General features: G+C 72.1%; 20 protein-coding genes. 9 read left to right on the forward strand and 11 right to left on the reverse strand.

Translation table 11 applies throughout. From position 1 onward, the window contains the following. Window positions 1-147 precede the first annotated feature (147 nt). On the forward strand, window positions 148-2187 hold the full coding sequence (ftsH, locus tag ACFU97_RS27500; RefSeq protein ID WP_384261519.1) for an ATP-dependent zinc metalloprotease FtsH: 2040 nt from the start codon (window positions 148-150) through the stop codon (window positions 2185-2187). A gap of 143 nt (window positions 2188-2330) precedes the next feature. Beyond that, entirely contained in the window at window positions 2331-2936 is a 606-nt protein-coding gene (folE, locus tag ACFU97_RS27505; protein WP_384261521.1) for a GTP cyclohydrolase I FolE, read from the forward strand. A gap of 37 nt (window positions 2937-2973) precedes the next feature. Here folE and ACFU97_RS27510 read toward each other — a convergent pair whose 3' ends face one another. The 6 genes from ACFU97_RS27510 to ACFU97_RS27535 form a co-directional block, all read right to left on the reverse strand. Continuing rightward, window positions 2974-3459, reverse strand: coding sequence for a DUF3180 domain-containing protein (locus tag ACFU97_RS27510; protein WP_384261523.1), 486 nt, complete (start codon window positions 3457-3459; stop codon window positions 2974-2976). A gap of 69 nt (window positions 3460-3528) precedes the next feature. Further along, a complete protein-coding gene (gene folK, locus ACFU97_RS27515) occupies window positions 3529-4140 on the reverse strand; it encodes a 2-amino-4-hydroxy-6-hydroxymethyldihydropteridine diphosphokinase (protein ID WP_384261525.1) in 612 nt (203 codons plus the stop codon). Then, on the reverse strand, window positions 4137-4496 hold the full coding sequence (folB, locus tag ACFU97_RS27520) for a dihydroneopterin aldolase (RefSeq protein WP_384261527.1): 360 nt from the start codon (window positions 4494-4496) through the stop codon (window positions 4137-4139). Before folB ends, folK begins: the two co-directional genes overlap by 4 nt. A 247-nt stretch (window positions 4497-4743) precedes the next feature. Beyond that, window positions 4744-5247 carry a nuclear transport factor 2 family protein gene (locus ACFU97_RS27525; RefSeq protein WP_384261529.1) on the reverse strand — a complete coding sequence of 168 codons (504 nt, stop codon included), beginning with the start codon at window positions 5245-5247 and terminating at the stop codon, window positions 4744-4746. Continuing rightward, a complete protein-coding gene (gene folP, locus ACFU97_RS27530) occupies window positions 5244-6149 on the reverse strand; it encodes a dihydropteroate synthase (protein WP_384261530.1) in 906 nt (301 codons plus the stop codon). The genes ACFU97_RS27525 and folP overlap by 4 nt, the downstream gene beginning before the upstream one ends. Window positions 6150-6295: 146 nt before the next feature. Then, on the reverse strand, window positions 6296-8113 hold the full coding sequence (locus tag ACFU97_RS27535; RefSeq protein ID WP_384261533.1) for a phosphatidylglycerol lysyltransferase domain-containing protein: 1818 nt from the start codon (window positions 8111-8113) through the stop codon (window positions 6296-6298). A gap of 223 nt (window positions 8114-8336) precedes the next feature. Here ACFU97_RS27535 and ACFU97_RS27540 point away from each other — a divergent pair, with 223 nt between their 5' ends. Together ACFU97_RS27540 and ACFU97_RS27545 are read left to right on the forward strand one after the other, a co-directional pair. Next, entirely contained in the window at window positions 8337-9464 is a 1128-nt protein-coding gene (locus ACFU97_RS27540) for an alpha/beta hydrolase (RefSeq protein ID WP_384261535.1), read from the forward strand. 135 nt (window positions 9465-9599) lie between these two features. Further along, window positions 9600-11138 carry a hypothetical protein gene (locus ACFU97_RS27545; RefSeq protein ID WP_384261537.1) on the forward strand — a complete coding sequence of 513 codons (1539 nt, stop codon included), beginning with the start codon at window positions 9600-9602 and terminating at the stop codon, window positions 11136-11138. A gap of 36 nt (window positions 11139-11174) precedes the next feature. Here ACFU97_RS27545 and ACFU97_RS27550 read toward each other — a convergent pair whose 3' ends face one another. Further along, window positions 11175-12593, reverse strand: coding sequence for a PH domain-containing protein (locus ACFU97_RS27550; protein WP_384261541.1), 1419 nt, complete (start codon window positions 12591-12593; stop codon window positions 11175-11177). After that, on the reverse strand, window positions 12590-13102 hold the full coding sequence (locus tag ACFU97_RS27555) for a PH domain-containing protein (protein WP_384261544.1): 513 nt from the start codon (window positions 13100-13102) through the stop codon (window positions 12590-12592). Before ACFU97_RS27555 ends, ACFU97_RS27550 begins: the two co-directional genes overlap by 4 nt. Window positions 13103-13134: 32 nt before the next feature. Here ACFU97_RS27555 and ACFU97_RS27560 point away from each other — a divergent pair, with 32 nt between their 5' ends. Then, a complete protein-coding gene (locus ACFU97_RS27560; RefSeq protein ID WP_384261546.1) occupies window positions 13135-14286 on the forward strand; it encodes an NADH-quinone oxidoreductase subunit D in 1152 nt (383 codons plus the stop codon). 82 nt (window positions 14287-14368) lie between these two features. On the opposite strand, the gene ACFU97_RS27565 is transcribed toward ACFU97_RS27560, so the two are convergent. Then, window positions 14369-15382 (reverse strand): SAM-dependent methyltransferase, encoded by a 1014-nt coding sequence (locus tag ACFU97_RS27565; RefSeq protein WP_384261549.1) that lies wholly within the window; start codon window positions 15380-15382, stop codon window positions 14369-14371. A 118-nt stretch (window positions 15383-15500) separates the two neighbouring features. Here ACFU97_RS27565 and ACFU97_RS27570 point away from each other — a divergent pair, with 118 nt between their 5' ends. The 3 genes from ACFU97_RS27570 (at window position 15501) to ACFU97_RS27580 (ending at window position 18221) form a co-directional block, all read left to right on the forward strand. Next, window positions 15501-16703 carry a sensor histidine kinase gene (locus ACFU97_RS27570; protein ID WP_384261551.1) on the forward strand — a complete coding sequence of 401 codons (1203 nt, stop codon included), beginning with the start codon at window positions 15501-15503 and terminating at the stop codon, window positions 16701-16703. A 96-nt stretch (window positions 16704-16799) separates the two neighbouring features. Further along, complete coding sequence (locus tag ACFU97_RS27575) at window positions 16800-17471, forward strand: response regulator (protein WP_384261553.1); 672 nt, start codon at window positions 16800-16802, stop codon at window positions 17469-17471. Between the two features lie 117 nt (window positions 17472-17588). Then, on the forward strand, window positions 17589-18221 hold the full coding sequence (locus ACFU97_RS27580; RefSeq protein ID WP_384261556.1) for an AAA family ATPase: 633 nt from the start codon (window positions 17589-17591) through the stop codon (window positions 18219-18221). 41 nt (window positions 18222-18262) lie between these two features. Here the strand turns inward: ACFU97_RS27580 and ACFU97_RS27585 are convergent, their stop codons facing one another. After that, on the reverse strand, window positions 18263-19363 hold the full coding sequence (locus tag ACFU97_RS27585; protein WP_384261558.1) for a DUF5937 family protein: 1101 nt from the start codon (window positions 19361-19363) through the stop codon (window positions 18263-18265). 159 nt (window positions 19364-19522) lie between these two features. Between ACFU97_RS27585 and ACFU97_RS27590 the strand changes: the two genes are divergently transcribed. Next, a complete protein-coding gene (locus ACFU97_RS27590) occupies window positions 19523-19738 on the forward strand; it encodes a hypothetical protein (RefSeq protein ID WP_384261560.1) in 216 nt (71 codons plus the stop codon). A gap of 131 nt (window positions 19739-19869) precedes the next feature. Here the strand turns inward: ACFU97_RS27590 and ACFU97_RS27595 are convergent, their stop codons facing one another. Further along, the gene (locus ACFU97_RS27595; RefSeq protein ID WP_384261561.1) at window positions 19870-21123 is read right to left on the reverse strand and encodes a threonine aldolase family protein; all 1254 of its coding nucleotides are present in this window, start codon (window positions 21121-21123) and stop codon (window positions 19870-19872) included. Between the last annotated feature and the right edge of the window lie 148 nt (window positions 21124-21271).

A 21271-nucleotide genomic window follows, 5' to 3' on the forward strand; every position in this document is an offset into this window, starting at 1 on the left:
CCAGCGGGTTTCGCGCCGTTGGAGCATGCAGACGGGCTTGCCAGCCCTCCCGTGCGGCTTCGCGCGACAAAGCTGGGGTACCGTCAGAAGAACTGTCTTATCAAACTCACTATGGCAGGAGGGACGGGGCGACACCGCTCCGTATGGATGGACGTGAAGCGATACTTCCGTGGGCCGGTCATGTGGATCGTGCTGGCCGTCCTTGCCGTGGTCGTGTTGATGCAGGTCGTCGGCTCGTCCGGCGGCTACAAGACGGTGGACACCGGCCAGGTCGTGGCAGCGATCAACAACGACAAGGTGCAGTCGGCGAAGCTGACCACCGGTGACGAGCAGACCGTCAAGGTCCAGCTCAAGGACGGCGAAAAGGTCGAGGGCAGCTCGAAGATCCAGGCGAGCTACATCGGCGACCAGGGCGTGAACATCGCCAATACGCTGCAGACCAAGTACCAGAACAAGCAGATCCCGGACGGCTACACGGTTTCGCCGTCCAAGCAGAATCCCTTCCTGGGCATCCTGCTCTCCCTGCTGCCCTTCGTTCTGATCGTGGTCGTCTTCCTGTTCCTGATGAATCAGATGCAGGGCGGCGGTTCCCGGGTCATGAACTTCGGGAAGTCCAAGGCCAAGCTCATCACCAAGGACACCCCCAAGACGACCTTCTCCGACGTCGCGGGCTGCGACGAGGCCGTCGAGGAACTCCACGAGATCAAGGAGTTCCTGCAGGAGCCGGCCAAGTTCCAGGCCGTCGGCGCCAAGATCCCCAAGGGCGTGCTGCTCTACGGCCGTCCCGGTACCGGCAAGACGCTCCTCGCGCGTGCCGTCGCCGGTGAGGCGGGGGTCCCGTTCTACTCGATCTCGGGTTCCGACTTCGTCGAGATGTTCGTCGGTGTCGGTGCCTCCCGGGTCCGTGACCTGTTCGAGCAGGCCAAGGCGAACGCCCCGGCGATCGTCTTCGTCGACGAGATCGACGCGGTCGGCCGCCACCGCGGCGCCGGCCTCGGCGGCGGTCACGACGAGCGCGAGCAGACGCTGAACCAGCTGCTCGTCGAGATGGACGGCTTCGACGTCAAGGGCGGTGTGATTCTCATCGCCGCCACGAACCGCCCGGACATCCTCGACCCGGCGCTGCTGCGCCCGGGCCGCTTCGACCGGCAGATCGCGGTCGACCCGCCGGACCTCCAGGGCCGCCTGGAGATCCTCAAGGTCCACCAGAAGGGCAAGCCGGTCGCCCCGGACGTCGACCTCGCGGCCGTCGCCCGCCGGACGCCGGGCTTCACCGGTGCCGACCTGAGCAACGTGCTGAACGAGGCGGCGCTCCTGACGGCCCGCAGCGACAAGAAGCTGATCGACAACTCCATGCTGGACGAGGCGATCGACCGCGTGGTGGCGGGCCCGCAGAAGCGGACCCGGATCATGTCGGACAAGGAGAAGAAGATCACCGCGTACCACGAGGGCGGTCACGCCCTGGTCGCGGCGGCGTCTCCCAACTCCGACCCGGTCCACAAGATCACGATCCTGTCGCGAGGCCGTGCCCTCGGCTACACGATGGTGCTGCCGGACGAGGACAAGTACTCCACGACCCGCAACGAGATGCTGGACCAGCTGGCCTACATGCTGGGCGGCCGTGCGGCCGAGGAGCTCGTCTTCCACGACCCGACCACGGGCGCAGCGAACGACATCGAGAAGGCCACCACCACGGCCCGCGCGATGGTCACGCAGTACGGCATGACCGAGCGGCTGGGCGCCATCAAGTTCGGCGGCGACAACACCGAGCCGTTCCTCGGACGTGAGATGGCTCACCAGCGCGACTACTCGGAAGAGGTCGCCGCGCTGGTGGACGAGGAAGTCAAGAAGCTCATCGAGAACGCGCACAACGAGGCCTGGGAGATCCTGGTCGAGAACCGCGACGTCCTCGACAACCTCGTCCTCCAGCTGCTGGAGAGGGAGACGCTGGGCAAGGAGGAGATCGCCGAGATCTTCGCCCCCATCGTCAAGCGCCCGCCGCGGCCCGCGTGGACCGGTTCGTCCCGGCGCACGCCGTCCACCCGTCCGCCGGTGCTCTCCCCGAAGGAGCTCGCACTGACGAACGGCGCCAACGGCGCGACCCCGGCGATCTCCACCGCCAAGGCCACCGCCACGGAGTCGGCCCCGGTGGCCGAGCCCGCTCCTGAGGACCGTCCGGAGAGCTGACACCGCTCCTCCGGCGGCCGCGACAGGCCCGGAATGAATGCCGCGCCCCCCAGGTTTTAGCCTGGGGGGCGCGGCATTTCGCCATGTCCGCAGCTGAGGCGCGTGGTACGCACGCGTGACCCCGCAATGGAACGAGGCACCACATGACCGACCCCGTGACGCTGGACGGCGAGGGTTCGATCGGCGAGTTCGACGAGAAGCGCGCTGAGAACGCCGTGCGCGAGCTGCTGATCGCGGTCGGCGAGGACCCCGACCGGGAGGGCCTCAAGGAGACGCCGGCGCGGGTGGCGCGGGCGTACCGGGAGATCTTCGCGGGGTTGTGGCAGAAGCCCGAGGACGTGCTGACGACGACGTTCGACCTGGGCCACGACGAGATGGTGCTCGTGAAGGACATCGAGGTGCTGAGCTCCTGCGAGCACCACCTGGTGCCCTTCGTCGGCGTCGCCCACGTCGGGTACATCCCGTCCACCGACGGCAAGATCACGGGTCTGTCGAAGCTGGCCCGGCTTGTGGACGTCTACGCCCGGCGGCCGCAGGTGCAGGAACGACTCACCACGCAGATCGCCGACTCGCTGATGGAGATCCTCGAACCGCGCGGCGTGATCGTCGTCGTCGAGTGCGAGCACATGTGCATGTCGATGCGCGGCGTCCGCAAGCCCGGGGCGAAGACCATAACGTCCGCCGTGCGCGGTCAGCTGCGTGACCCGGCCACCCGCAACGAGGCGATGAGCCTGATCATGGCGCGCTGACGCCGGGCGGCGCACCGCCGTCAGGCGCGGGATGCCGTCAGGCGGGGGAGGCGGCGCCGTTGTTGTTCTCGTCGTCCTCCGGGAGTCGGCACACGCGCTCCAGGAAGATGGCCGAGACTATGACGGCGATGCCCGCCACGACCGAGAAGCCGGCGTAGATGGCCTGGTCGCGGCGGGCGGGGATGTCGAGAAGCTCCAGCAGGAAGACGCCCGTGCCGCCGTACATCCCGGCGACGAGGGCGGCCACGAGGGCGCTAGCCTGCCCGAAGACGACCGCGCGGGCCGCCATCAGGGGATCGACGCCCTTGGCCTCGGGGCGGCGCTCCCGCTGGGCCTTGAAGCGGGCGCGCAGGGACAGCGCCGTGGCGAGCAGGACCACCGCGATCAGGGCGAGCACGATGGGGGCGGCCAGGGGGACGCTGGGCAGGGTCCCGACCGCGTTCCAGAGGCGGGCGCCCGCCCAGGACAGGATCGCGGCCACGACGAACACGCCGACCAGCACCCTGATGCGCAGCTCTCTCACGGTGTCCCTTCAACTCCCCCGGGTCCTGGCGGACCGTCCCGCAGACAGTGGTCGTCCTGACCTTAACGACTACTCGGGCAGGTGGAGTTCCAGGTCCTGGCGAGGTGTCACGCCCGCGCGCGTGACGGCACCCAGGAGATCGGCGACGGCGCCGTGGCCGGGCAGCTGGGCGTCGGGGTCGACGTCGTGCCAGGGGGCGAGGACGAAGGCGCGCTCGTGGGCCCGGGGGTGGGGGAGCGTGAGATGCGGGTCGTCGTCGACGAGGTCGGCGTAGGCGACGATGTCGACGTCGAGGGTGCGGGCGCCCCAGCGCTCGTCCCGGACCCGGTGGAACGCCTCCTCCACCGCGTGGGCCCGCTCCAGGAGCGAGGACGGCGGCAGGGTGGTCTTCAGGACGACGACCGCGTTGAAGTACGACGGCTGGCTGCCGGGCTCCACGCCCCAGGGCTCGGTCTCGTAGACCGGCGAGACGCCCTTGATGCGGACGCCGGGGGTGTCCTCCAGCGCGTCGATGGCGCCCTGGAGCGTCTCCAGGCGGTTGCCGAGGTTCGAGCCGAGGGAGATCACCGCCCGTTTCGGGTTGTGCAGCGTCGTGTCGGCGGCGTCCACCTGCGCCACGACGGAGGCGGGTACCGGCTGTACGGTCGGGTCGCTGTGACCCTCGGTGAAGGACGCGGTCATACTCGGCTCCGGGTGATGGTGACGGTCACGTCGTCGAAGGGGACCGTGATCGGTGCGTCCGGCTTGTGGACGCAGACCTCGACCTCCTGGACCCCCTCGTGCTTCAGACAGGCCTGGGCGATGCGCTCGGCGAGCGTCTCGACGAGGTCGACGGGCTCGCCCTGGACGACGGCCACGACCTCCTCCGCCACGATGCCGTAGTGCACGGTCTTCGCCAGGTCGTCGTCGGCGGCGGCCGGACGGGTGTCCAGGCCGAGGGCGAGGTCCACGATGAAGGTCTGGCCCTCCTCGCGCTCCCGGGGGAACACGCCGTGGTACCCGCGGGCCTTCAGGCCGCGCAACGCGACACGATCCACGCGAATCACTCCTGCAATCGTCGGTGACGGCCGGTACGTACCGTGTGCGGGCGGCACACCGGCCTCGAACGAATCTACCTGCGGGCACTGACAGGACCGGGCCACGGGGGCATGGGCCTGAGCCGGAACCAGGAGTTTCATCGCGTGTTTCCCCTGGGGAACCCGGCGGCTCACGGGTTGGTAGCCGCCCCTACCCACGGGTCCGTGATTCCAACCACTTGTTGGTCCCGACGGGGCGCCTACCCACTCAGGTGGGGGTCTCGTCCTCCTCTGCCGCGTCGTTTTCGGCCATCACGGGCGAGGCGTGGTGGGACCAGAGCTTCCAGCCCTCGGGGGTGCGGCAGAAGAGGTTCGAGGCGACCACCAGCTGGCCGACGAGCGGGCCGAGCTCCCCGCCGCCCTCGGGCGCGGGGCCGCCGCTGAGGATGTTCTCGGTGCAGGTCACCAGGGCGGTGTCGCCGGTGACGGAGACATGCACATCGGTGAGGAAGAACTGGATGTAGTCGGTGTTCGCCATGATCAGCGCATACGACCGCAGCACCTCGCCGCGGCCGGTGAGCACGGGCCAGCCGGGGTGTACGCAGGAGACCACGCCGACGTCGGCCGGATCGTGGAACTCCTCGTCGACGCCCAGGTCGGACGGGGCGAGCCAGAGCGCGGAGAGCGCTTCGAAGTCACCGCGCTCCATGGCCTCGTAGAAGGCGGTGTTGGCGGCCTCGACCTGCTCGACGTCGGTGTGGGGGGCGCTCACCGGACTCCTTCGGCGCCGGGTGCGCCGGGCGCGTGTCCCACGTCGCGCGCTCCTTCCACGGCGCGTGCCACCCGTACGGCGTCCGCCGTCGCGCGCACCTGGTGGACGCGCACCGCCCACGCGCCCGCCTGCGCCGCGAGCGCGGAGACGGCGGCCGTGGCGGCGTCGCGCTCGCGCGCGGGCGGCGGCGCGCCCTCGGGCCCGGCGAGCACGCGCCCGAGGAACCGCTTGCGGGAGGCCGCGACGAGCAGCGGGTGGCCGAGGGCGAGAAGGCGGTCCAGGTGGGCGAGGAGCACCAGGTCGTGCTCGGCGTCCTTGGAGAAGCCGAGGCCCGGGTCGACCACGATGCGGTCGGGGGCGATGCCGCCGGCCAGGACGGCCTCCACGCGCGCGTGCAGTTCGTCCACGACCTCGGCGACGACGTCGGCGTAGACGCCCTTGACGTTGCCGCCCTCCAGGAAGCCGCGCCAGTGCATGACGACGAAGGGGGCGCCGGTCTCCGCCACCACCGGGATCATCGCGGGGTCGGCGAGGCCGCCGCTGACGTCGTTGACGAGGGCGGCGCCGGCCGCGAGGGACTGCTCGGCGACACGGGCGCGCATGGTGTCGACCGAGACCGTGACGCCCTCGGAGACGAGCCCCCGGACGACCGGGATGACGCGCCTGAGCTCTTCGGCCTCGTCGACGCGGGTGGCGCCGGGCCGGGTGGACTCGCCGCCGACGTCGACCAGGTCCGCGCCCTCGGCGACCAGTTCGAGTCCGTGCTTGACGGCCGCCGTGGTGTCGAAGAAGCGGCCACCGTCGGAGAAGGAGTCGGGTGTGACGTTCACGACCCCCATGACCGCGCAGCGGTCCCACTCCGGAAGGCCGGCGACGCGACCGCGTCCGTTCTGCTTGCTCATATGTTCAGCCTAGGCCCAGGGTGCGCCCCGAAGACGCCGTGGCCCGGACGGAGGCCCCCCGGGCTGGAGGGGCGGGGCTTCCGTCCGGGCCTGTCCCGGTCGGCCAGAGGCGAGAGGCCAGAGACCTGAGGGCCGCCGGCCGTCGGTCATGCGGCGCGCGCGTCGTGCTCCGCGAGGGTGTGGGCGTGCGCGCACGCGCGCGGGGTGGGCCTGCGGCGGCGCAGGAAGCGCGGCAGCGCCAGCGCGAGGTCGACGAAGCCCTCCGCCTGCATGGCGGCGAAGCCGATCCGCGGCAGGTCGGCGGAGGCGCGATAGACCACGAAGCGCGGCTCCCAGCGCGGCCGGAACTTGGCGTTGAACTTGTACAGGGACTCGATCTGGAACCAGCGCGAGAGGAACACCAGCAGCCCGCGCCAGGCGCGCAGCACCGGGCCGGCGCCGATCTTCTCGCCCCGCGCCAGCGCCGAGCGGAACATCGCGAAGTTGAGCGACACGCGCGTGATGCCGAACTTCGGTGCCGCCTGGAGCGCCGCGACGATCAGGAGCTCGTTCATGCCGGGGTCGGCCGAACGGTCCCGGCGCATCAGGTCGAGCGAGGCGCCGTCCGAGCCCCACGGGACGAAGTGCAGGATCGCCTTGAGGTCGCCGTACTCTCCCGGCTCCTCGTCGGCCTTGTGGGCCGTGGCGATCAGGCAGTCGCCGTCGGAGGGGTCGCCGATGCGGCCCAGCGCCATGGAGAAGCCGCGCTCGGTGTCGGTGCCGCGCCAGTCCTCGGCGGCCTGGCGGATCCGCTCCAGCTCGGCCTCGCCGACGTCACGGACACGACGTACCCGGGTTTCGTAACCGGCGCGCTCGATGCGCTTGACCATCTGGCGCACGTTGCGCATCGCGCGGCCGGTGAGGGAGAAATCCGCCACGTCCACCACCGCCTCGTCGCCGAGTTCGAGGGCGTCGAGGCCGGTCTCGCGGGTCCACACCTCGCCCCCCGTCTCGGAGCACCCCATCACCGCCGGGGTCCAGGAGTGGGCCTTGGCGACGTCCATGAAGTGCTCGATGGCGCCCGGCCAGGCCTCGACGTCGCCGATGGGGTCGCCGCTGGCGAGCATCACCCCGGACACGACGCGGTACGTCACCGCCGCCTTGCCGCTGGGCGAGAAGACCACGGCCTTGTCGCGGCGCAGCGCGAAGTGGCCCAGGGAGTCGCGGCGTCCGTGCTTCTCCAGAAGAGCCCGGAGGTGTGCCTCGTCGTCCTCCGTCAGGCGCGCCGCCGGGTGTTCGGGCCGGAAGGCGAGGTAAATGGTCGTCACGGCGGTGATCAGTCCGAGGGCGCCGAGCGAGAACGCGACCGTCCAGGAGGTGTTGCCCTGGTAGTTCACCGGGCCTTCGAAGCCGAACAGGCCGTAGAGCACGTGCGTGATGCGGTCGGCCAGGCTCGGGTCGCCGACCATGCGGTTCGGGTGGACGCTGACGATGACCAGTCCGAGCACGAGGGAACCGGCGCCCATGAGCACGAAGTTGGCGAGCGCGCGCCAGCGGCTGCGCGGGTCGGGCAGTGCCGCGAACTGGTCGCGATGGCGCAGCAGCGGAGCGAGCAGTGCCAGCGAGATGATCACGCCGATGACGGAGTGCCGGTACGTGAACTGCGCCACGGCGCCTGCCGGAAGCAGCGCCACCGCGGCCCGCCAGGCCCGGCGCTTGCCGCGCCTGAGGCCGTGCGCGAGCAGCAGCAGCAGGATGCCGGCGCTCAGCGACAGCGCGGCCGCGAACGGGCCGAACGAGCCGGGCAGCACCTCGGCGAGCGTGTGCATACGGCTGTGCCGGAAGCGTGGGAAGACCCCCGCCGCGACGTCCAGCAGACCGACGACGGCGCACGCCCTGGCGACCAGGACGGGAACGGCCTCGGGGCGCGGACCACGGAATACGCGCCGCGCGCTGCGTGATCGAGTGGGAACCCCACCCGACATTTCCTCATCTGTCCTGACAGACATCGCATCCCGTAGTTCTGCGAGAGACCTTGGATCCGGTGCCGATTCGGGCATCCGGCGACATTGCGCCCTCTAGGACGGTGTCACGCGAGGAGAGGTTCACTCCGCTTCTCAAAGGCGTTTCAAAGCCCGAGGAAAGACCCGGACAAGCCCTTGCGAAGGTGCGGGGGAGCCGGGTGAAACCGCAGGCAGGAAGCTGGTCATGGGTCTTACGAGCAACAAAGTGCTGTGTGTGGCGGTTGCGTGCGCCGTGCTGCTGTTCATCGGCACGGTGTGGCTGTGGCCGCGCCTCGCGCGCCGCAACTGGCGGGCCGTCGGCGGTCGCGTCGGTCTGCTGCTCGGCACCCAGGTGGCCCTCTTCGCGTCGGTCGGCCTCGCCGCCAACCAGGCCTTCGGCTTCTACGCCAGCTGGGCGGACCTGTTCGGCCAGGAGAAGGACCAGGGCGTCGTCGTCAACCACACGGCGCTCGGTGGCTCGGGCGGCCCGCTGGAGGTGCTCCGGACGGCGGGTGTGCGCGGGTCCGGCGGTTCCGCGCCCGAGACCGGCGGCGAGATCCAGAAGGTCGACATCGTCGGACGTACGACACACATCGCCACACCTGCGTACGTGTATTTGCCGCCGGAGTACTTCCAGGCGCGCTACCGCGCGCGTACATTTCCGGCCGCTGTCGTACTGACCGGATATCCGGGCACCGCCGAGGCGCTGGTGACGAAACTGCACTATCCGCGCACCGCCCAGGAGCTCGCCAAGGACGGGCGTATGCAGCCGATGATCCTGGTGATGCTGCGGCCGACCGTGGCACCGCCGAGGGACACGGAGTGCGTGGACGTTCCGGGCGGCCCGCAGACGGAGACATTCTTCGCCAAGGATCTGCCCGACGCCCTGACCGCGCACTACAGGGTGGGCAGGAAACCGGGCAGTTGGGGCATCATCGGCGACTCCACGGGCGGTTACTGCGCGCTGAAGCTCGCCATGCACCACCCCAGGGCGTACACCGCGGCGGCGGGTCTGTCGCCGTACTACAAGGCGCCGATCGACCCCACCACGGGCGATCTCTTCCGCGGGAACAAGGCGCTGCGCAATCGGGCCGATCTGTGGTGGTGCCTCAACCACCTGCGCGCACCCGACGCTTCGCTGCTGGTCACCAGCAGCCGGATCGGGGAATCCAACTACAAGGCGACGCTGAAGTTCATACAGCGTGTGCAGGCCACGAAGCTCACGCGGATCTCGTCGATCATCCTCGAAAGCGGCGGTCACAACTTCAACACCTGGCGCAGGGAGATTCCCGCGACGCTGCAGTGGATCAGCGGGCGGCTGAGCGACAGGTGACAGGCGTTTCGGAAGATGTTGATCTTGCCGAATTCGACGTGGGTCAATTCCTGATGCCGTGTGAACGTTTCGGTATGGCTGTGTTTTTGCGGGGCGGGGCACCAAGGGTCGCCTACGCGCGGTAAGTTTCTGGCCATGCCACGTGGACGTCACCGCCATTCCCCGCCCCTGCACAGGCTGCTTCCCCCGTCGGCGATCGCAGGCGTCTCCTTCGTCTGCGCCTTCGGCCCGTGGGTCTTCACACAGCAGGCCGTGCTCCGTGTCATCGCCGCGGCGGCCGCCGCGACGGCGGTCGTCGGTGCGGCCGTCATGCGCCGCTGGGACGCTCAGGCGGGCAAACAGGTCGCCGACCTCACGCGCGCGCGTGCGAGCGACGAGTGGCGCCACGAGGAGCGGGTCGCCGAGCTGGAGACCGACCTCGAGGAGTCGCGCGAGCTGCGCGCCAAGCTGGAGCAGCGGCTGCGGGCCAAGCGCGCCGAACTGGCGGGCCTGCGCAACGAACACGCGGCGCTGCTGCGGCGCTACGCCACCGCCGAGACCGAGCGGGCGAGCGCCCTGGAGGGCCGCCGCCTGCTGGAGATAGAGGCGGGCACGCCGACGCGGGCGCTGCCGCCCGTGCCGGCGCAGGAGCCGGCGGACATGGACGCGGACGTCGAGACCGCGGACGTCGAGACCGCCGAATCCGAGGCGGCGGAGTCCGAGGCCGCCGGGACCGGGGCTGTGGCTGCCTCGGCGGACGGCGCGGACGCGCAGGAGGCGGCGGACACGGGGGACGCCGCGGACGGCGACGAGCCGGCGGAGGGCCGCACGGTCTTCTCGCCGGAGGGGTCGCATCTCTTCCTGAGGGCCAAGGCGGCGCTGAAGCGGTTCGACGAGGACGAGGACGGTTCCGCGCGGGACGCGGACGCGAACGCGGTGGACGAGTCCGGCGAATCCGGCGAATCCGGTGAGTCCGGTGAACACGGCGCCGCGGATGTTGTTTCCGAGGACGTCTCGGCGGAGGACGACCCGGAGGCGGGCCCGTCCGACGACGGCTCGAACGACGCCTCCCCGGCCGGTGACTCCTCGGGCACCGGGGACGGTTCCGCTCCCGAGGACGACGGTTCGCCCAAGGGCGACGGTCCCAAGGGCGACCGCTCCCGCAGGCGCGAGCGGGTGAAGGCGAAGGCCGCCGCCGCGACGAGCGAGGCTCCCGCCACCGCGGCCGAGTCGGCCCCGATCGCGTCGGAGGCCGCCGCGGACGGCGGCACCGAGCCCGCGGCGCAGGAGGACGAGGCGCAGGGGAAGCCCGTGGCGGTCGACGGGCATGAGCGCGCGGCCGCCACCACTACGGCGCGGCACACGCCGTCCGCGCAGCAGCCCGCGGGCCACTTCGTCGCACCGACCGCGGTGGCCGTGGTGCCCGCCGCGCCCGCGCGCCCGGCGGTCGAGGGCGGGTTCGACTTCTTCGGTACGAAGGCGGAGCCGTCCCCGAAGGCCATCGAGGCCGTGCAGAACGAGGACCTCGCGGACGTGGTCGGCGAGGAGGCGCTCGCGCTGCACAAGGCCGAGACCGAGGCGGAGTTCAAGCCGGCCGACGAGGAGACGCGCGCCGCCGGCCAGGTGATCGACCTGACGGCCCACGACGAGACCGAGCAGATCGACGTGCAGGGGCTGCGCAGCGCGGTGTCCTGACGCCGCGCTCCTGCGATCTCGAAGCCGGCGGCCCTTCTAGGGCCGCCGGCTTTCCTGTGCCCCTGTCCCGGCGTCGCCGGCGTCGCGCGCGCCGGCGGCATCGGCGTTCCCGGCGTCATCGGCCTGCGGCGCCATCCAGCGGTCCGGACGGGCGTCCCTGCGACCTGTCCGCGACCGCTCGGCCTGCGCCCGCAGCAGCTCCGCCGCCTCCTGGGCGTCCCGCAGCCGGGCCGTCACGGTCTTGTTGGCCCCGGTGTCCACATGGACGTCGGCGACCCGCCACAGCCGCTCCCACGGCCCCTGGGCCAGCCGTACGCTCTGCACCTTCGCGTGCGGCACGAGCGCCAGGCTTCGGCTCAGCAGCCCGTGCCGGGCGGCGAACACCGCGTCGGTGACCGCGAGTCCGTGCCCCCGCCACCACAGCGGCACGCACCGCCCGGCCCGCCTCGGCGGGCGGGACACGGAGGCCGGCACGGTCACGCCGGGCAGCACGCGCGCGACGACCGACTCGGCCACCGCCCGCGGCGCCACCGGCACCAGCACGGAGTTGGACGATCCGGCCACGTCCAGCTCCACCCGCACCCAGCCGCGCCGCCGCCACAGCAGCGGCTCCACGATCCGCACGGTCTGCACCCGGCCTGGCGGCACCGTCTCGTGCGTACGGTCGAGCAGTCCGTGGTCGATGCGCAGCCCGTCCGGCGACTCGCCGACCGTCCAGTCGTACTCGCCGACGAACCGCCCCACGCTGCTCGCGCCCGCCGCGCCCAGCAGCGGCACGCCCGTCGCGAGGACCGTCCACACGCTGTGGGTGACCAGCCACAGCACCGACGGGACGACGAGTGCCGCGAGCAGGGAGCCCCAGGTGGCGCCCGTCAGCACGACGGAGATGGCGAGGTCGAGCGGGGGTGTGCGCAGCAGCTCGCGCGCCGGTGCCTCACCGACCTCGTGCGCCGTCTCGGGCGCGAACCCAGCGGCGCGCGCGAGGAGTTCGGCGCGCAGCGCACGCGCCTCGCGCTCTCCCAGGAACGCGAGCTCGTCCTTCTTGTCGGTCCCTATGACGTCGATTTTGAGCTTGGCGACGCCCGCCACGCGCGCGAGGAGCGGCTGGGTGATGTCGACCGCCTGGATGCGCTCCAGCCGGATGTGCGCGGTGCGCCGGAACAACAGTCCGGTACGGATGCGCAGTTCGCTCTGCGTCACCGCGAAGTGCGTGAACCACCAGGTCATGAAGCCGTACAGGGCGGCGACCGGGACGAGCACGGCGATCGCGATCAGCAGGGTCGTGGCCGTCAGCCTGGCCAGCTGGCGCTGCGCCTGGTCGGGGTCGTGCACCGCCCAGCCGATGACGACGGCCACCGGCGCCCACGCCCGCCTCAGGGGCGTCACCGGGTGCAGCCGCCGCTCGGTGACGGGCTCCTTCTCGCGTACGGCGTCCTCGACGCCGGGCGCCGTCACAGTCCCGCCGATCGGGCCTCGCCGAGTTCGGTGAGCCGGTCGCGCAGCCGCTCCGCCTCGGCCGGGTCCAGGCCGGGGATGGTCGCGTCGGTCGCGGCGGCCGCCGTGTGCAGCTGCACGCTGGCCAGCCCGAAGTGCCGCTCGACGGGCCCCGAGGTCACCTCGACCAGCTGCATCCGCCCGTACGGCACGACGGTCTCCTCGCGCCACAGCACGCCTCTGCTGATCAGCAGGTCGTCGGCCCGCTCGGTGTAGCGCCAGGAGCGCCAGTTGCGGCCGAGCAGCACCCAGCCCCAGGCCGTCAGCGCCAGCGGCAGCAGCGCGAAGGCGGCCCAGCCGGGCCCGGCGAGCAGCCCCAGCAGCAGGCCCAGGGCGAGGGCCAGCAGCCCCAGCCACACCACCAGCAGCAGCCGGCGCATCCGCAGCAGTCCGGGAGGCAGCCCGATCCAGGCCGGCTCCGCCGTCGCGTCCCCCGTGGTCCCCGCGCTCGGCGGGCTCCCCGTCTCCATACCGCCAGCGTACGTAGGAGAGACTGTGTTCCATGACTCCTACGACGGAGACCACGGTCGGTATCGGCGGCGCCGCGGAGAGCACCGACATGGTGCTCAACATCGGACCGCAGCACCCGTCCACGCACGGCGTACTGCGTCTGCGGCTGGTACTGGACGGCGAGCGGATCGTGCACGCGGAGCCGGTGATCGGCTACATGCACCGGGGGGCGGAGAAGCTCTTCGAGGCGCGTGACTACCGCCAGATCATCATGCTCGCCAACCGCCACGACTGGCTGTCGGCCTTCTCGAACGAGCTCGGTGTGGTCCTCGCCGTGGAGCGCATGCTCGGCATGGAGGTCCCCACGCGCGCGGTGTGGACGCGCACGCTGCTGGCGGAGCTCAACCGGGTGCTCAACCACCTGATGTTCCTCGGCTCCTACCCGCTGGAACTCGGCGGCATCACGCCGGTCTTCTACGCCTTCCGGGAGCGCGAGGTCCTCCAGAACGTCATGGAGGAGGTCTCCGGCGGCCGGATGCACTACATGTTCAACCGCGTCGGCGGCCTCAAGGAGGACCTGCCGGCGGGCTGGAGCACGCGCGCGCGTGCCGCCGTCGCCGCGGTGCGCTCGCGCATGGACCGCTTCGACGACCTGGTGCTCGGCAACGAGATCTTCCGCGGGCGCACGCGGGGCGTGGGCGCGCTGACGCCCGAGGCCGTGCACGCGTACGGCGTGAGCGGCCCGATCGCGCGCGGCTCGGGCGTCGACTTCGACCTGCGCCGCGACGAGCCGTACCTCGCCTACGGCGAGCTGCAGGACACCCTGAAGGTGGTCACGCGGCAGGAGGGCGACTGCCTCGCCCGCTTCGAGGTGCTCCTGGAGCAGACCCACGTCGCCCTGGACCTCGCCGACGCATGCCTGGACCGGCTCGCCGACCTGCCGCCGGGGCCGATCAACCAGCGGCTGCCCAAGGTCCTGAAGGCGCCCGAGGGCCACACCTACGCCTGGACCGAGAACCCGCTCGGCATCAACGGCTACTACCTCGTCAGCAAGGGCGAGAAGACCCCGTACCGGCTGAAGCTGCGCTCGGCCTCGTACAACAACATCCAGGCGCTCGTGGAGCTGCTGCCGGGGACGCTGGTCGCGGACATGGTGGCGATCCTGGGGTCGATGTTCTTCGTGGTCGGGGACATCGACAAGTAGCGCCGGCCGCTGGCCCCCGGCTCGGCGGGAGTGCCCGCGCACGCGGCGGGAGTGCCCAGGAGCTCGGCGGGAGCCCGCCATCTCACTCGGCGAGCGGGTCCGTGATGCCGACCGGCTGGAGCAGCCAGCCGAGGTCGCCCAGGCCGCCCGGAGCGGTGAGCTCGGCGCCCTCGCCCGCGCTCGCGAGGGCGCGTAGGTATGCCGCGGGCTCGGTGGACGCGAGTGTGAGCGGGGGGCGTGCGCCGGTGATCCCTAGGGTGCGCAGGGCGTCGCGCTGGGGCAGCAGGCGCGCGGCGGGGAGGCCGTGCGCTGCCGTGTGCGCCGCGCACGCGTCGAGGGCGACATGGGCCGTGATGTCGCACGACCCGTCGGGGACGGGCGCCGTCTCCCGCCCGGCGCGGAAGCCGGTGAGCGTCCCGAACAGGGGGCGCGCGTCCAGGGTGTGCGCGTAGTCGACGGCGACCGCGAGCCCCCGGCCGAGCGAGGCGACCGCGTCCGCCCACGCCTCGTCCCGGGGCAGCCCGATCTCGGCCCGCAGCCCCTCCTCGGCCGGCAGCGGCCACCACCGGGCGAGCCACTCGGCCTCGGCGCCGTCGACGGGCTCCCCGAGGCGCTCGGTCCCGTCCCGCCGGACGAGCACGCGGCGTGCCACGCCCGCCGCGTCCACCTCGGCGACCTCCACGGGGACGTTGTCCAGCCACTCGTTGGCGAACAGGAGCCCGGTGACGCCCCGGGGCGGTGCGGCGAGCCACTCGATCCGCTCGTCCAGGCCGTCCGGGCGGCCGGCGATCTCGACGGCGTACGCGCGCGTGCGGGCGAGCACGTCGGCCGGCAGCGCGGCCAGCACGCCGGCCGCCAGCTCGCCCCGTCCGGCGGCCATGTCCACGAAGGCGAGCGACGCTGGCCGCTCCAGGGCCGCGTCGACCCGGCACAGCAGCCGCGCCACGGCCTCGGCGAACAACCGCGAGGCGTGCACCGACGTGCGGAAGTGCCCGGCCGGGCCCTCGGGCCCGCGATAGAAGCCGCCGGGCCCGTAGAGCGCCGTCCGGGCCGCCGTCCGCCAGCCGTCCCGGTGGCCGGATGTCTCTTCCGTCACTGGCCAAGGCTAAGCGCGCAGGAGAGGGGGGCCTCCACCTTGGGGAGTATGCGCGGTGGATGCGGATCGGCCCTCCGGTTGACCCCTGCACGCATCCCGCTTCCCTACTCTGGGTTACGTGCAGCGCCTCTATGACTTCCTCCGCAGGCACCCGACAGGGGTCGACAGCTTCTGGGCCGTCTTCCTGTTCGGGATCTCGGTCGTGGGCGCGGCCGCCCACCAGGAGTCCCGGGGCACCGAGTCACTGGCGCTGATCATTCCGATCGCGTTCCTGCTGTGCCTGGTGATCGCGCTGCGCCGCCGGATGCCGGAGAAGATGCTGCTGCTGACGATCGGGCTCGGCGTGGCGCAGGTCGCGCTGGACGTCGAGACCACGGTCGCCGACTTCGCGATGCTGGTGATCGTCTACACGGTCGCGGCGACGGGCGCCCGCTGGGCCTCCCGGGCGGCGCTGGGCACCGGCCTGTGCGCGGCACTGGTCGCCCAACTGCGCTGGCCGAACGAGCACTCCAGCACGCTGGGCAATCTCGCGATAGTGGTCTTCCAGACGGTGCCGTTCGCGCTGGCCTGGGTGCTCGGCGACTCCATCCGCACCCGGCGTGCCTACTTCGCGCAGCTGGAGGAGCGCAACGCCCGGCTGGAGAAGGAGCGCGAGGCGCAGGCCAAGGTCGCCGTCGCCGCCGAGCGCGCCCGCATCGCGCGCGAGCTGCACGACGTCGTCGCGCACAACGTCTCGGTGATGGTGGTGCAGGCCGACGGCGCCGCCTATGTCCTCGACGCCGCCCCGGACCAGGCGAAGAAGGCCCTGGAGACCATCTCCTCCACCGGCCGCCAGGCCCTCGCCGAGATGCGCCGCCTGCTGGGCGTGCTGCGCACCGGCGAGCACAAGGAGGCCGGCGAGTACGTCCCGCAGCCGGACGTGGAGCAGATAGACGAGCTGATCGAGCAGTGCCGTACCTCCGGCCTGCCCGTCGACTTCAAGGTCGAGGGCACCCCGCGCCCGCTGCCCAGCGGCGTCGAGCTCACCGCGTACCGCATCGTGCAGGAGGCCCTGACCAACACCCGCAAGCACGGCGGGCCCAACGCGGGCGCGAGCGTGCGCCTCGTCTACTTCGACGACGGCCTGGGCCTGCTCGTCGAGGACGACGGCAAGGGCGCCCCGCACGAGCTGTACGAGGAGGGCGGGTTCGACGGCCAGGGCCACGGGCTGATCGGCATGCGCGAGCGGGTCGGTATGGTCGGTGGCACGCTCGACGCGGGCCCGCGTCCCGGCGGCGGATTCCGGATCAGTGCGCTGCTGCCGCTGAAACCCGCACACTGACGCGTACGCACGCTCCCTGCTGACACCTGTCACGACCCGCTGCGCCGACCAACGCAGCCGGACACCGCGCAAACGGACGAGAACGGAAGAGGCCCGATGACGATCCGCGTGATGCTCGTCGACGACCAGGTGCTGCTGCGCACCGGGTTCCGGATGGTGCTCGCCGCGCAGCCGGACATGGAGGTCGTCGCGGAGGCGGGGGACGGCGTGGAGGCCCTTCAGGTGCTGCGCGCGACGGCCGTCGACGTCGTCCTGATGGACGTCCGCATGCCGAAGCTCGACGGGGTGGAGACCACCCGCCGCATCTGCTCGGAGCCCGAACCGCCGAAGGTGCTGATCCTGACCACCTTCGACCTCGACGAGTACGCCTTCTCCGGGCTGAAGGCGGGCGCCTCGGGCTTCATGCTCAAGGACGTGCCGCCCGGCGAGCTGCTGGCCGCCATCCGCGCCGTGCACAGCGGCGACGCGGTGGTGGCGCCGTCGACCACGCGCCGGCTGCTCGACCGGTTCGCGCCGATGCTGCCGAGCGGCGCGAAGGAGCCTCAGCACAAGGAGCTGGAGCGGCTCACCGACCGCGAGCGCGAGGTCATGATCCTGGTCGCGCAGGGCCTGTCCAACGGCGAGATCGCGGCCCGGCTGGTGCTGTCCGAGGCGACCGTGAAGACCCATGTCGGCCGCATCCTGACCAAGCTGGGGCTGCGCGACCGGGTGCAGGTCGTGGTCCTCGCGTACGAGACCGGGCTGGTGCGCGCGGGCGGGCACGGCTGAGCGGCGGGCGACGGGCGGGTTGACGCGCGGGGGCGGACAGGCTGACGCGCGGCGGCGGGCGGGCTGATGCGTGGGGGCGCGCACGGGACGCGTCCGCCGGCCACTAGGGTCCTGCGCATGCTCCTGTGGATCAACGGCCCTTTCGGGGGCGGCAAGACACAGACCGCACACGAGATCCAGCGGCGCCTGCGCGGCAGCGTCGTTTGCGACCCGGAACACGCCGGCTTCGGCCTGCGCCGGATGCTCCCGCCCGAACTGCGCGGCGACTTACAGGACTTGGCGTCCTGGCGGCAGGGCGTGGTCGAGGTGCTGGACCTCGCCCTGGCCAAGCACGACGGAGTCGTGATCGCGCCGATGACGGTCACCGACTCCGGGTACCTGGACGAGACCGTGGGCCGGCTGCGCGAACTAGGCCACGACGTACGCCACTTCACCCTCCTCGCCCAGCGGGAGACGGTCCTGCGGCGGCTGCGCGAGCGCGGCTTCGGGCACCTCCTGCAGTACGTCGCCGGCAAGAACGCCGGGCTGGGCAGGGAGACCTGGGCCGTACAGCAGCTCGACCACTGCCTGGAGCGGCTGAGCGAGCCGGAGTTCGCCGAGCACCTGTGGACGGACCACTCGACCGTCCCGAAGACCGCGGACCGCATCGCCGTACTCGCCGGGCTGACGCTACGACCGAACACCGAGGGCCCCCTGCGGACACGCCTGCGACAGGCACGGGTGGGGATCCGGCACATTCGGTTCGACTGAGACGCGGCGCGGGGGCACCGCCCCCTCCGGCTGCCGCCAGCTCAGCGCAGGATGCCCTCCAGGAAGTCGCTGCCCAGGCGGGCCACGACGGCTATGTCGAGCTGGTGCTGGACGTACCGGCCGCGGCGGCGCGTGGTGATCAGGCCCGCCTTCTTCAGCACGCCCAGGTGACGGGATATCTCCGGAGCCGTCATGTCGTGCGCCTGCGCCAGCTCGCTCGTGGTGTAGGCGCTGCGGGCCAGATAACGGCAGATCCGCATGCGGACGGGGTGGGACAGGGCGGTCATCCGCAGCGCGAGCTGCTGCACGGAGGGCGGGGCCGCGATCTCCGGGGAGCCGACCGGGTAGTGCAGCACCGGCTGCCAGCCGTGCCGGTACAGGACCGACAGATGGGGCCAGCCGAGGCTCGTCGGCACCAGGAGCAGCCCCCGGTCCTGCGTGGCCGTACGGCCCACGCTGAGCTTGTCGACCGTGATCTCCCCGGCGGCCTCGTCGAGCGTGACGGCCGGGGACACGGCGGCCAGCGCCTCGGCCAGGCCCTTGCGGCGCAGCAGATCGGTCTTGTGCCGGGCGTCCGCCGTGAGCTGGTGGCGCAGCCGGGACCAGGTCTCCGCGAAGAACGCCTCGTCGCAGTCCTCCAGGAACTGCCGAAGCCAGGCACGGATCTTGGGCGGATCGGCCAGCAACAGCTCGCTGAACCGCACCTGTTGCGGCCCGCGCGCGGCGGCCAGCTCCAGGGCGCGCCGCCGCAGCCCCGCGTCGACCAGCGGGCTCGGCCCCTCGCCGTAGGGCATCGCGCAGCTGAACTCCAGCGCCGCGTCGACGAATTCCTCGTCCGTCAGCTTGTCCAGCAGGTCCAGCTCCTCGGCGAGCGTGGCCCCGGGCAGGACGCCGCCGGGGATGCCCGCGTACGGCAGGAACAGGTCCGAGAACGTCGTCCGCCACAGGAAGTCCGCCTCGCACATGCGGTCCGCCAGGTGCGGGTCGAGGCCGGCCGTCACGCCCGTCACCCAGCCCTGCAGGCCCGGGTGGTGCCCTGGCTCGGACAGCGCGTGCAGCGCCATGCCGAGCTCGGCCAGGGGTGAGGGGACGACGGCGACCCTCTCCGGCCGCAGCCCCGCGATGTCGATGTGCACGCTCATGACCTCATGGTGCACCCCGCCACCGACAACGCCCCGCCCGATTGACGCCGCCCGTCAATCGACGCGACGTCCCGGCGGCGCCCGGCGCAGCCTGGGACCACCGGGGCGACCGCGGAGCCCGGCCCCGTATCCGGAGAAGTCCCGAAGAGGCGATCCGTCATGAGCGTCACACAGCAGTACCTTCTCGACACCTACCGTGCCAGGCAGCTGGGCGAGCCCGCCCCGCCCGCGCCCGGCGCCGACGACTGGCAGGTCATGCGCGAGCTGCGTGACCACCGGCAGTTCAGCGCGGTCGTCGCCGGGCGTCCGGCCCACGGGCGGATACGGCTGGCCGTCGGCCGGTGGCTGCATCTGCGGCCACGCTCCACCCACTGACGGCGCCGCCGGCCCCACCGGCCGTCGCCGGACGCACTGCCCGAGCCGCCGGACTCACCCACCGCCACCGGACGCACTGCCCGAGCCGCCGGACTCACCGACCGCCACCGGCCCCAGCGCCTGCCGCAGGGCTACCGACCGCCGTCGGCCCCGCCGCTCACCGCCGCGCCCGCCTCGCCGGCCTCCTCGGTGAGGCGGGACGCGAACTCCGCGACCGCCGCCTTCACGTCCTCGGCGGTCCACTCCAGACCCGCGGACCGCACGTACAGCTCGGTGAGGGACAGGCCCGGGCCCTTCTCGTCCCAGGGATTGGCGAACAGCAGCGTGCCCGTCTCCTCGCCCTGCCGGATCGCGGCCTCCGACAGGACGTCGACGCCGTACGGCAGCCAGACCTGGAACTCGTTGGTGTGCGGCACCGCGGGGTGGACGCGCGCCCAGGGCAGCCCGGCCGCCGCGAACCCCTCGCGCAGCGCGTCGGCGACCACGCGCGCGTGCGCCACGTACGAGGGCAGCCGGGGCAGCTCCCGCTCCAGGCCGGCGAGGGCCGACAGGGCGGTCGGGAACTGCTGGAAGATCTGGCCGCCGTACCGGTGCCGCCAGGTCTTCGCCTCCTCGACGAGCGTCCTGGGGCCGGCGAGCGCGGCGCCGCCGAAGCCGTCGAGGGACTTGTAGAACGACACGTACACGCTGTCCGCCAGGCCCGCGATCTCGTCCAGGGGGCGGCCGAAGTGGACGGTGGACTCCCACAGGCGCGCCCCGTCGAAGTGCACCACCGCGTCCCGCTCGCGCGCGGCCTCGACGACCGCGGTGAGCTCCTCCCAGGAGGGCAGCAGGAAACCGGCGTCCCTGAGCGGCAGTTCGAGCATCAGCGCCCCGAAGGGCTCCGCGAAGTCGCGCACCTCGTCGGCGGTCGGGAGCCGGGGCTCACCCGTGACCCGCACCGGACGCAGACCGCTGACCTGGCTGAGCGCATTGCGTTCGTGCACCTCGGGGTGGGCCAGCGCGTGCACGGCGACCGTCGCATTGCCGGTGCGGCCCGCCCAGCATCGCAGCGCCACCTGCTGGGCCATCGTGCCCGTGGGGAAGAACGCGGCGGCCTCCGTGCCGAGCAGCCCGGCGACCTTCTCCTCCAGGGCCTCGACGACGCCGTTGCCGTACATGTCCGACGGCTCGTCCAGGTCGTACAGGTCCCGCGCGCCGTCCAGCAGCTCCAGCCGCTCGCGGAGCGTGCCCAGGAAGCCGGGGCGCGCGAGCACACGGCTCGCACTCCGGTACGCGCCGATCCGCCGCTTGCGCCGTTGTGCGAGCCGCTCCTCGTCGGACGGCCCGTCCGTCCGCGCGCCCTGCTCCGCCCGCTGTTCCGCCCGCTCCGCCGCATCGCTCATGGAGCGGATCATTCCCGTCGCGCTGCGCGGGGGCACCCGGTTTTCCACCGGGCCGCGACGCGGGTCACCGTGTGACTACTCACAGCCTGTGGACAGCCGAACGCGCTGTGGACGGATAGCGTTAACATGACGAGAAATCGTCCGGTAC

The organism is Streptomyces sp. NPDC057616 (genome assembly GCF_042800575.1).
Lineage (GTDB): Bacteria > Actinomycetota > Actinomycetes > Streptomycetales > Streptomycetaceae > Streptomyces.

What these genes read in the sequence shown, in the direction of transcription:
- ftsH (WP_384261519.1), top strand. Translation starts at nt 148, where the DNA reads ATGGACGTGAAGCGATACTTCCGTGGGCCGGTCATGTGGATCGTGCTG.
- folE (WP_384261521.1), top strand. Translation starts at nt 2,331, where the DNA reads ATGACCGACCCCGTGACGCTGGACGGCGAGGGTTCGATCGGCGAGTTC.
- folK (WP_384261525.1), bottom strand. Translation starts at nt 4,140, where the DNA reads ATGACCGCGTCCTTCACCGAGGGTCACAGCGACCCGACCGTACAGCCG.
- folP (WP_384261530.1), bottom strand. Translation starts at nt 6,149, where the DNA reads ATGAGCAAGCAGAACGGACGCGGTCGCGTCGCCGGCCTTCCGGAGTGG.
- ACFU97_RS27535 (WP_384261533.1), bottom strand. Translation starts at nt 8,113, where the DNA reads ATGTCGGGTGGGGTTCCCACTCGATCACGCAGCGCGCGGCGCGTATTC.
- ACFU97_RS27540 (WP_384261535.1), top strand. Translation starts at nt 8,337, where the DNA reads ATGGGTCTTACGAGCAACAAAGTGCTGTGTGTGGCGGTTGCGTGCGCC.
- ACFU97_RS27545 (WP_384261537.1), top strand. Translation starts at nt 9,600, where the DNA reads ATGCCACGTGGACGTCACCGCCATTCCCCGCCCCTGCACAGGCTGCTT.
- ACFU97_RS27555 (WP_384261544.1), bottom strand. Translation starts at nt 13,102, where the DNA reads ATGGAGACGGGGAGCCCGCCGAGCGCGGGGACCACGGGGGACGCGACG.
- ACFU97_RS27560 (WP_384261546.1), top strand. Translation starts at nt 13,135, where the DNA reads ATGACTCCTACGACGGAGACCACGGTCGGTATCGGCGGCGCCGCGGAG.
- ACFU97_RS27575 (WP_384261553.1), top strand. Translation starts at nt 16,800, where the DNA reads ATGACGATCCGCGTGATGCTCGTCGACGACCAGGTGCTGCTGCGCACC.
- ACFU97_RS27580 (WP_384261556.1), top strand. Translation starts at nt 17,589, where the DNA reads ATGCTCCTGTGGATCAACGGCCCTTTCGGGGGCGGCAAGACACAGACC.
- ACFU97_RS27585 (WP_384261558.1), bottom strand. Translation starts at nt 19,363, where the DNA reads ATGAGCGTGCACATCGACATCGCGGGGCTGCGGCCGGAGAGGGTCGCC.
- ACFU97_RS27590 (WP_384261560.1), top strand. Translation starts at nt 19,523, where the DNA reads ATGAGCGTCACACAGCAGTACCTTCTCGACACCTACCGTGCCAGGCAG.
- ACFU97_RS27595 (WP_384261561.1), bottom strand. Translation starts at nt 21,123, where the DNA reads ATGAGCGATGCGGCGGAGCGGGCGGAACAGCGGGCGGAGCAGGGCGCG.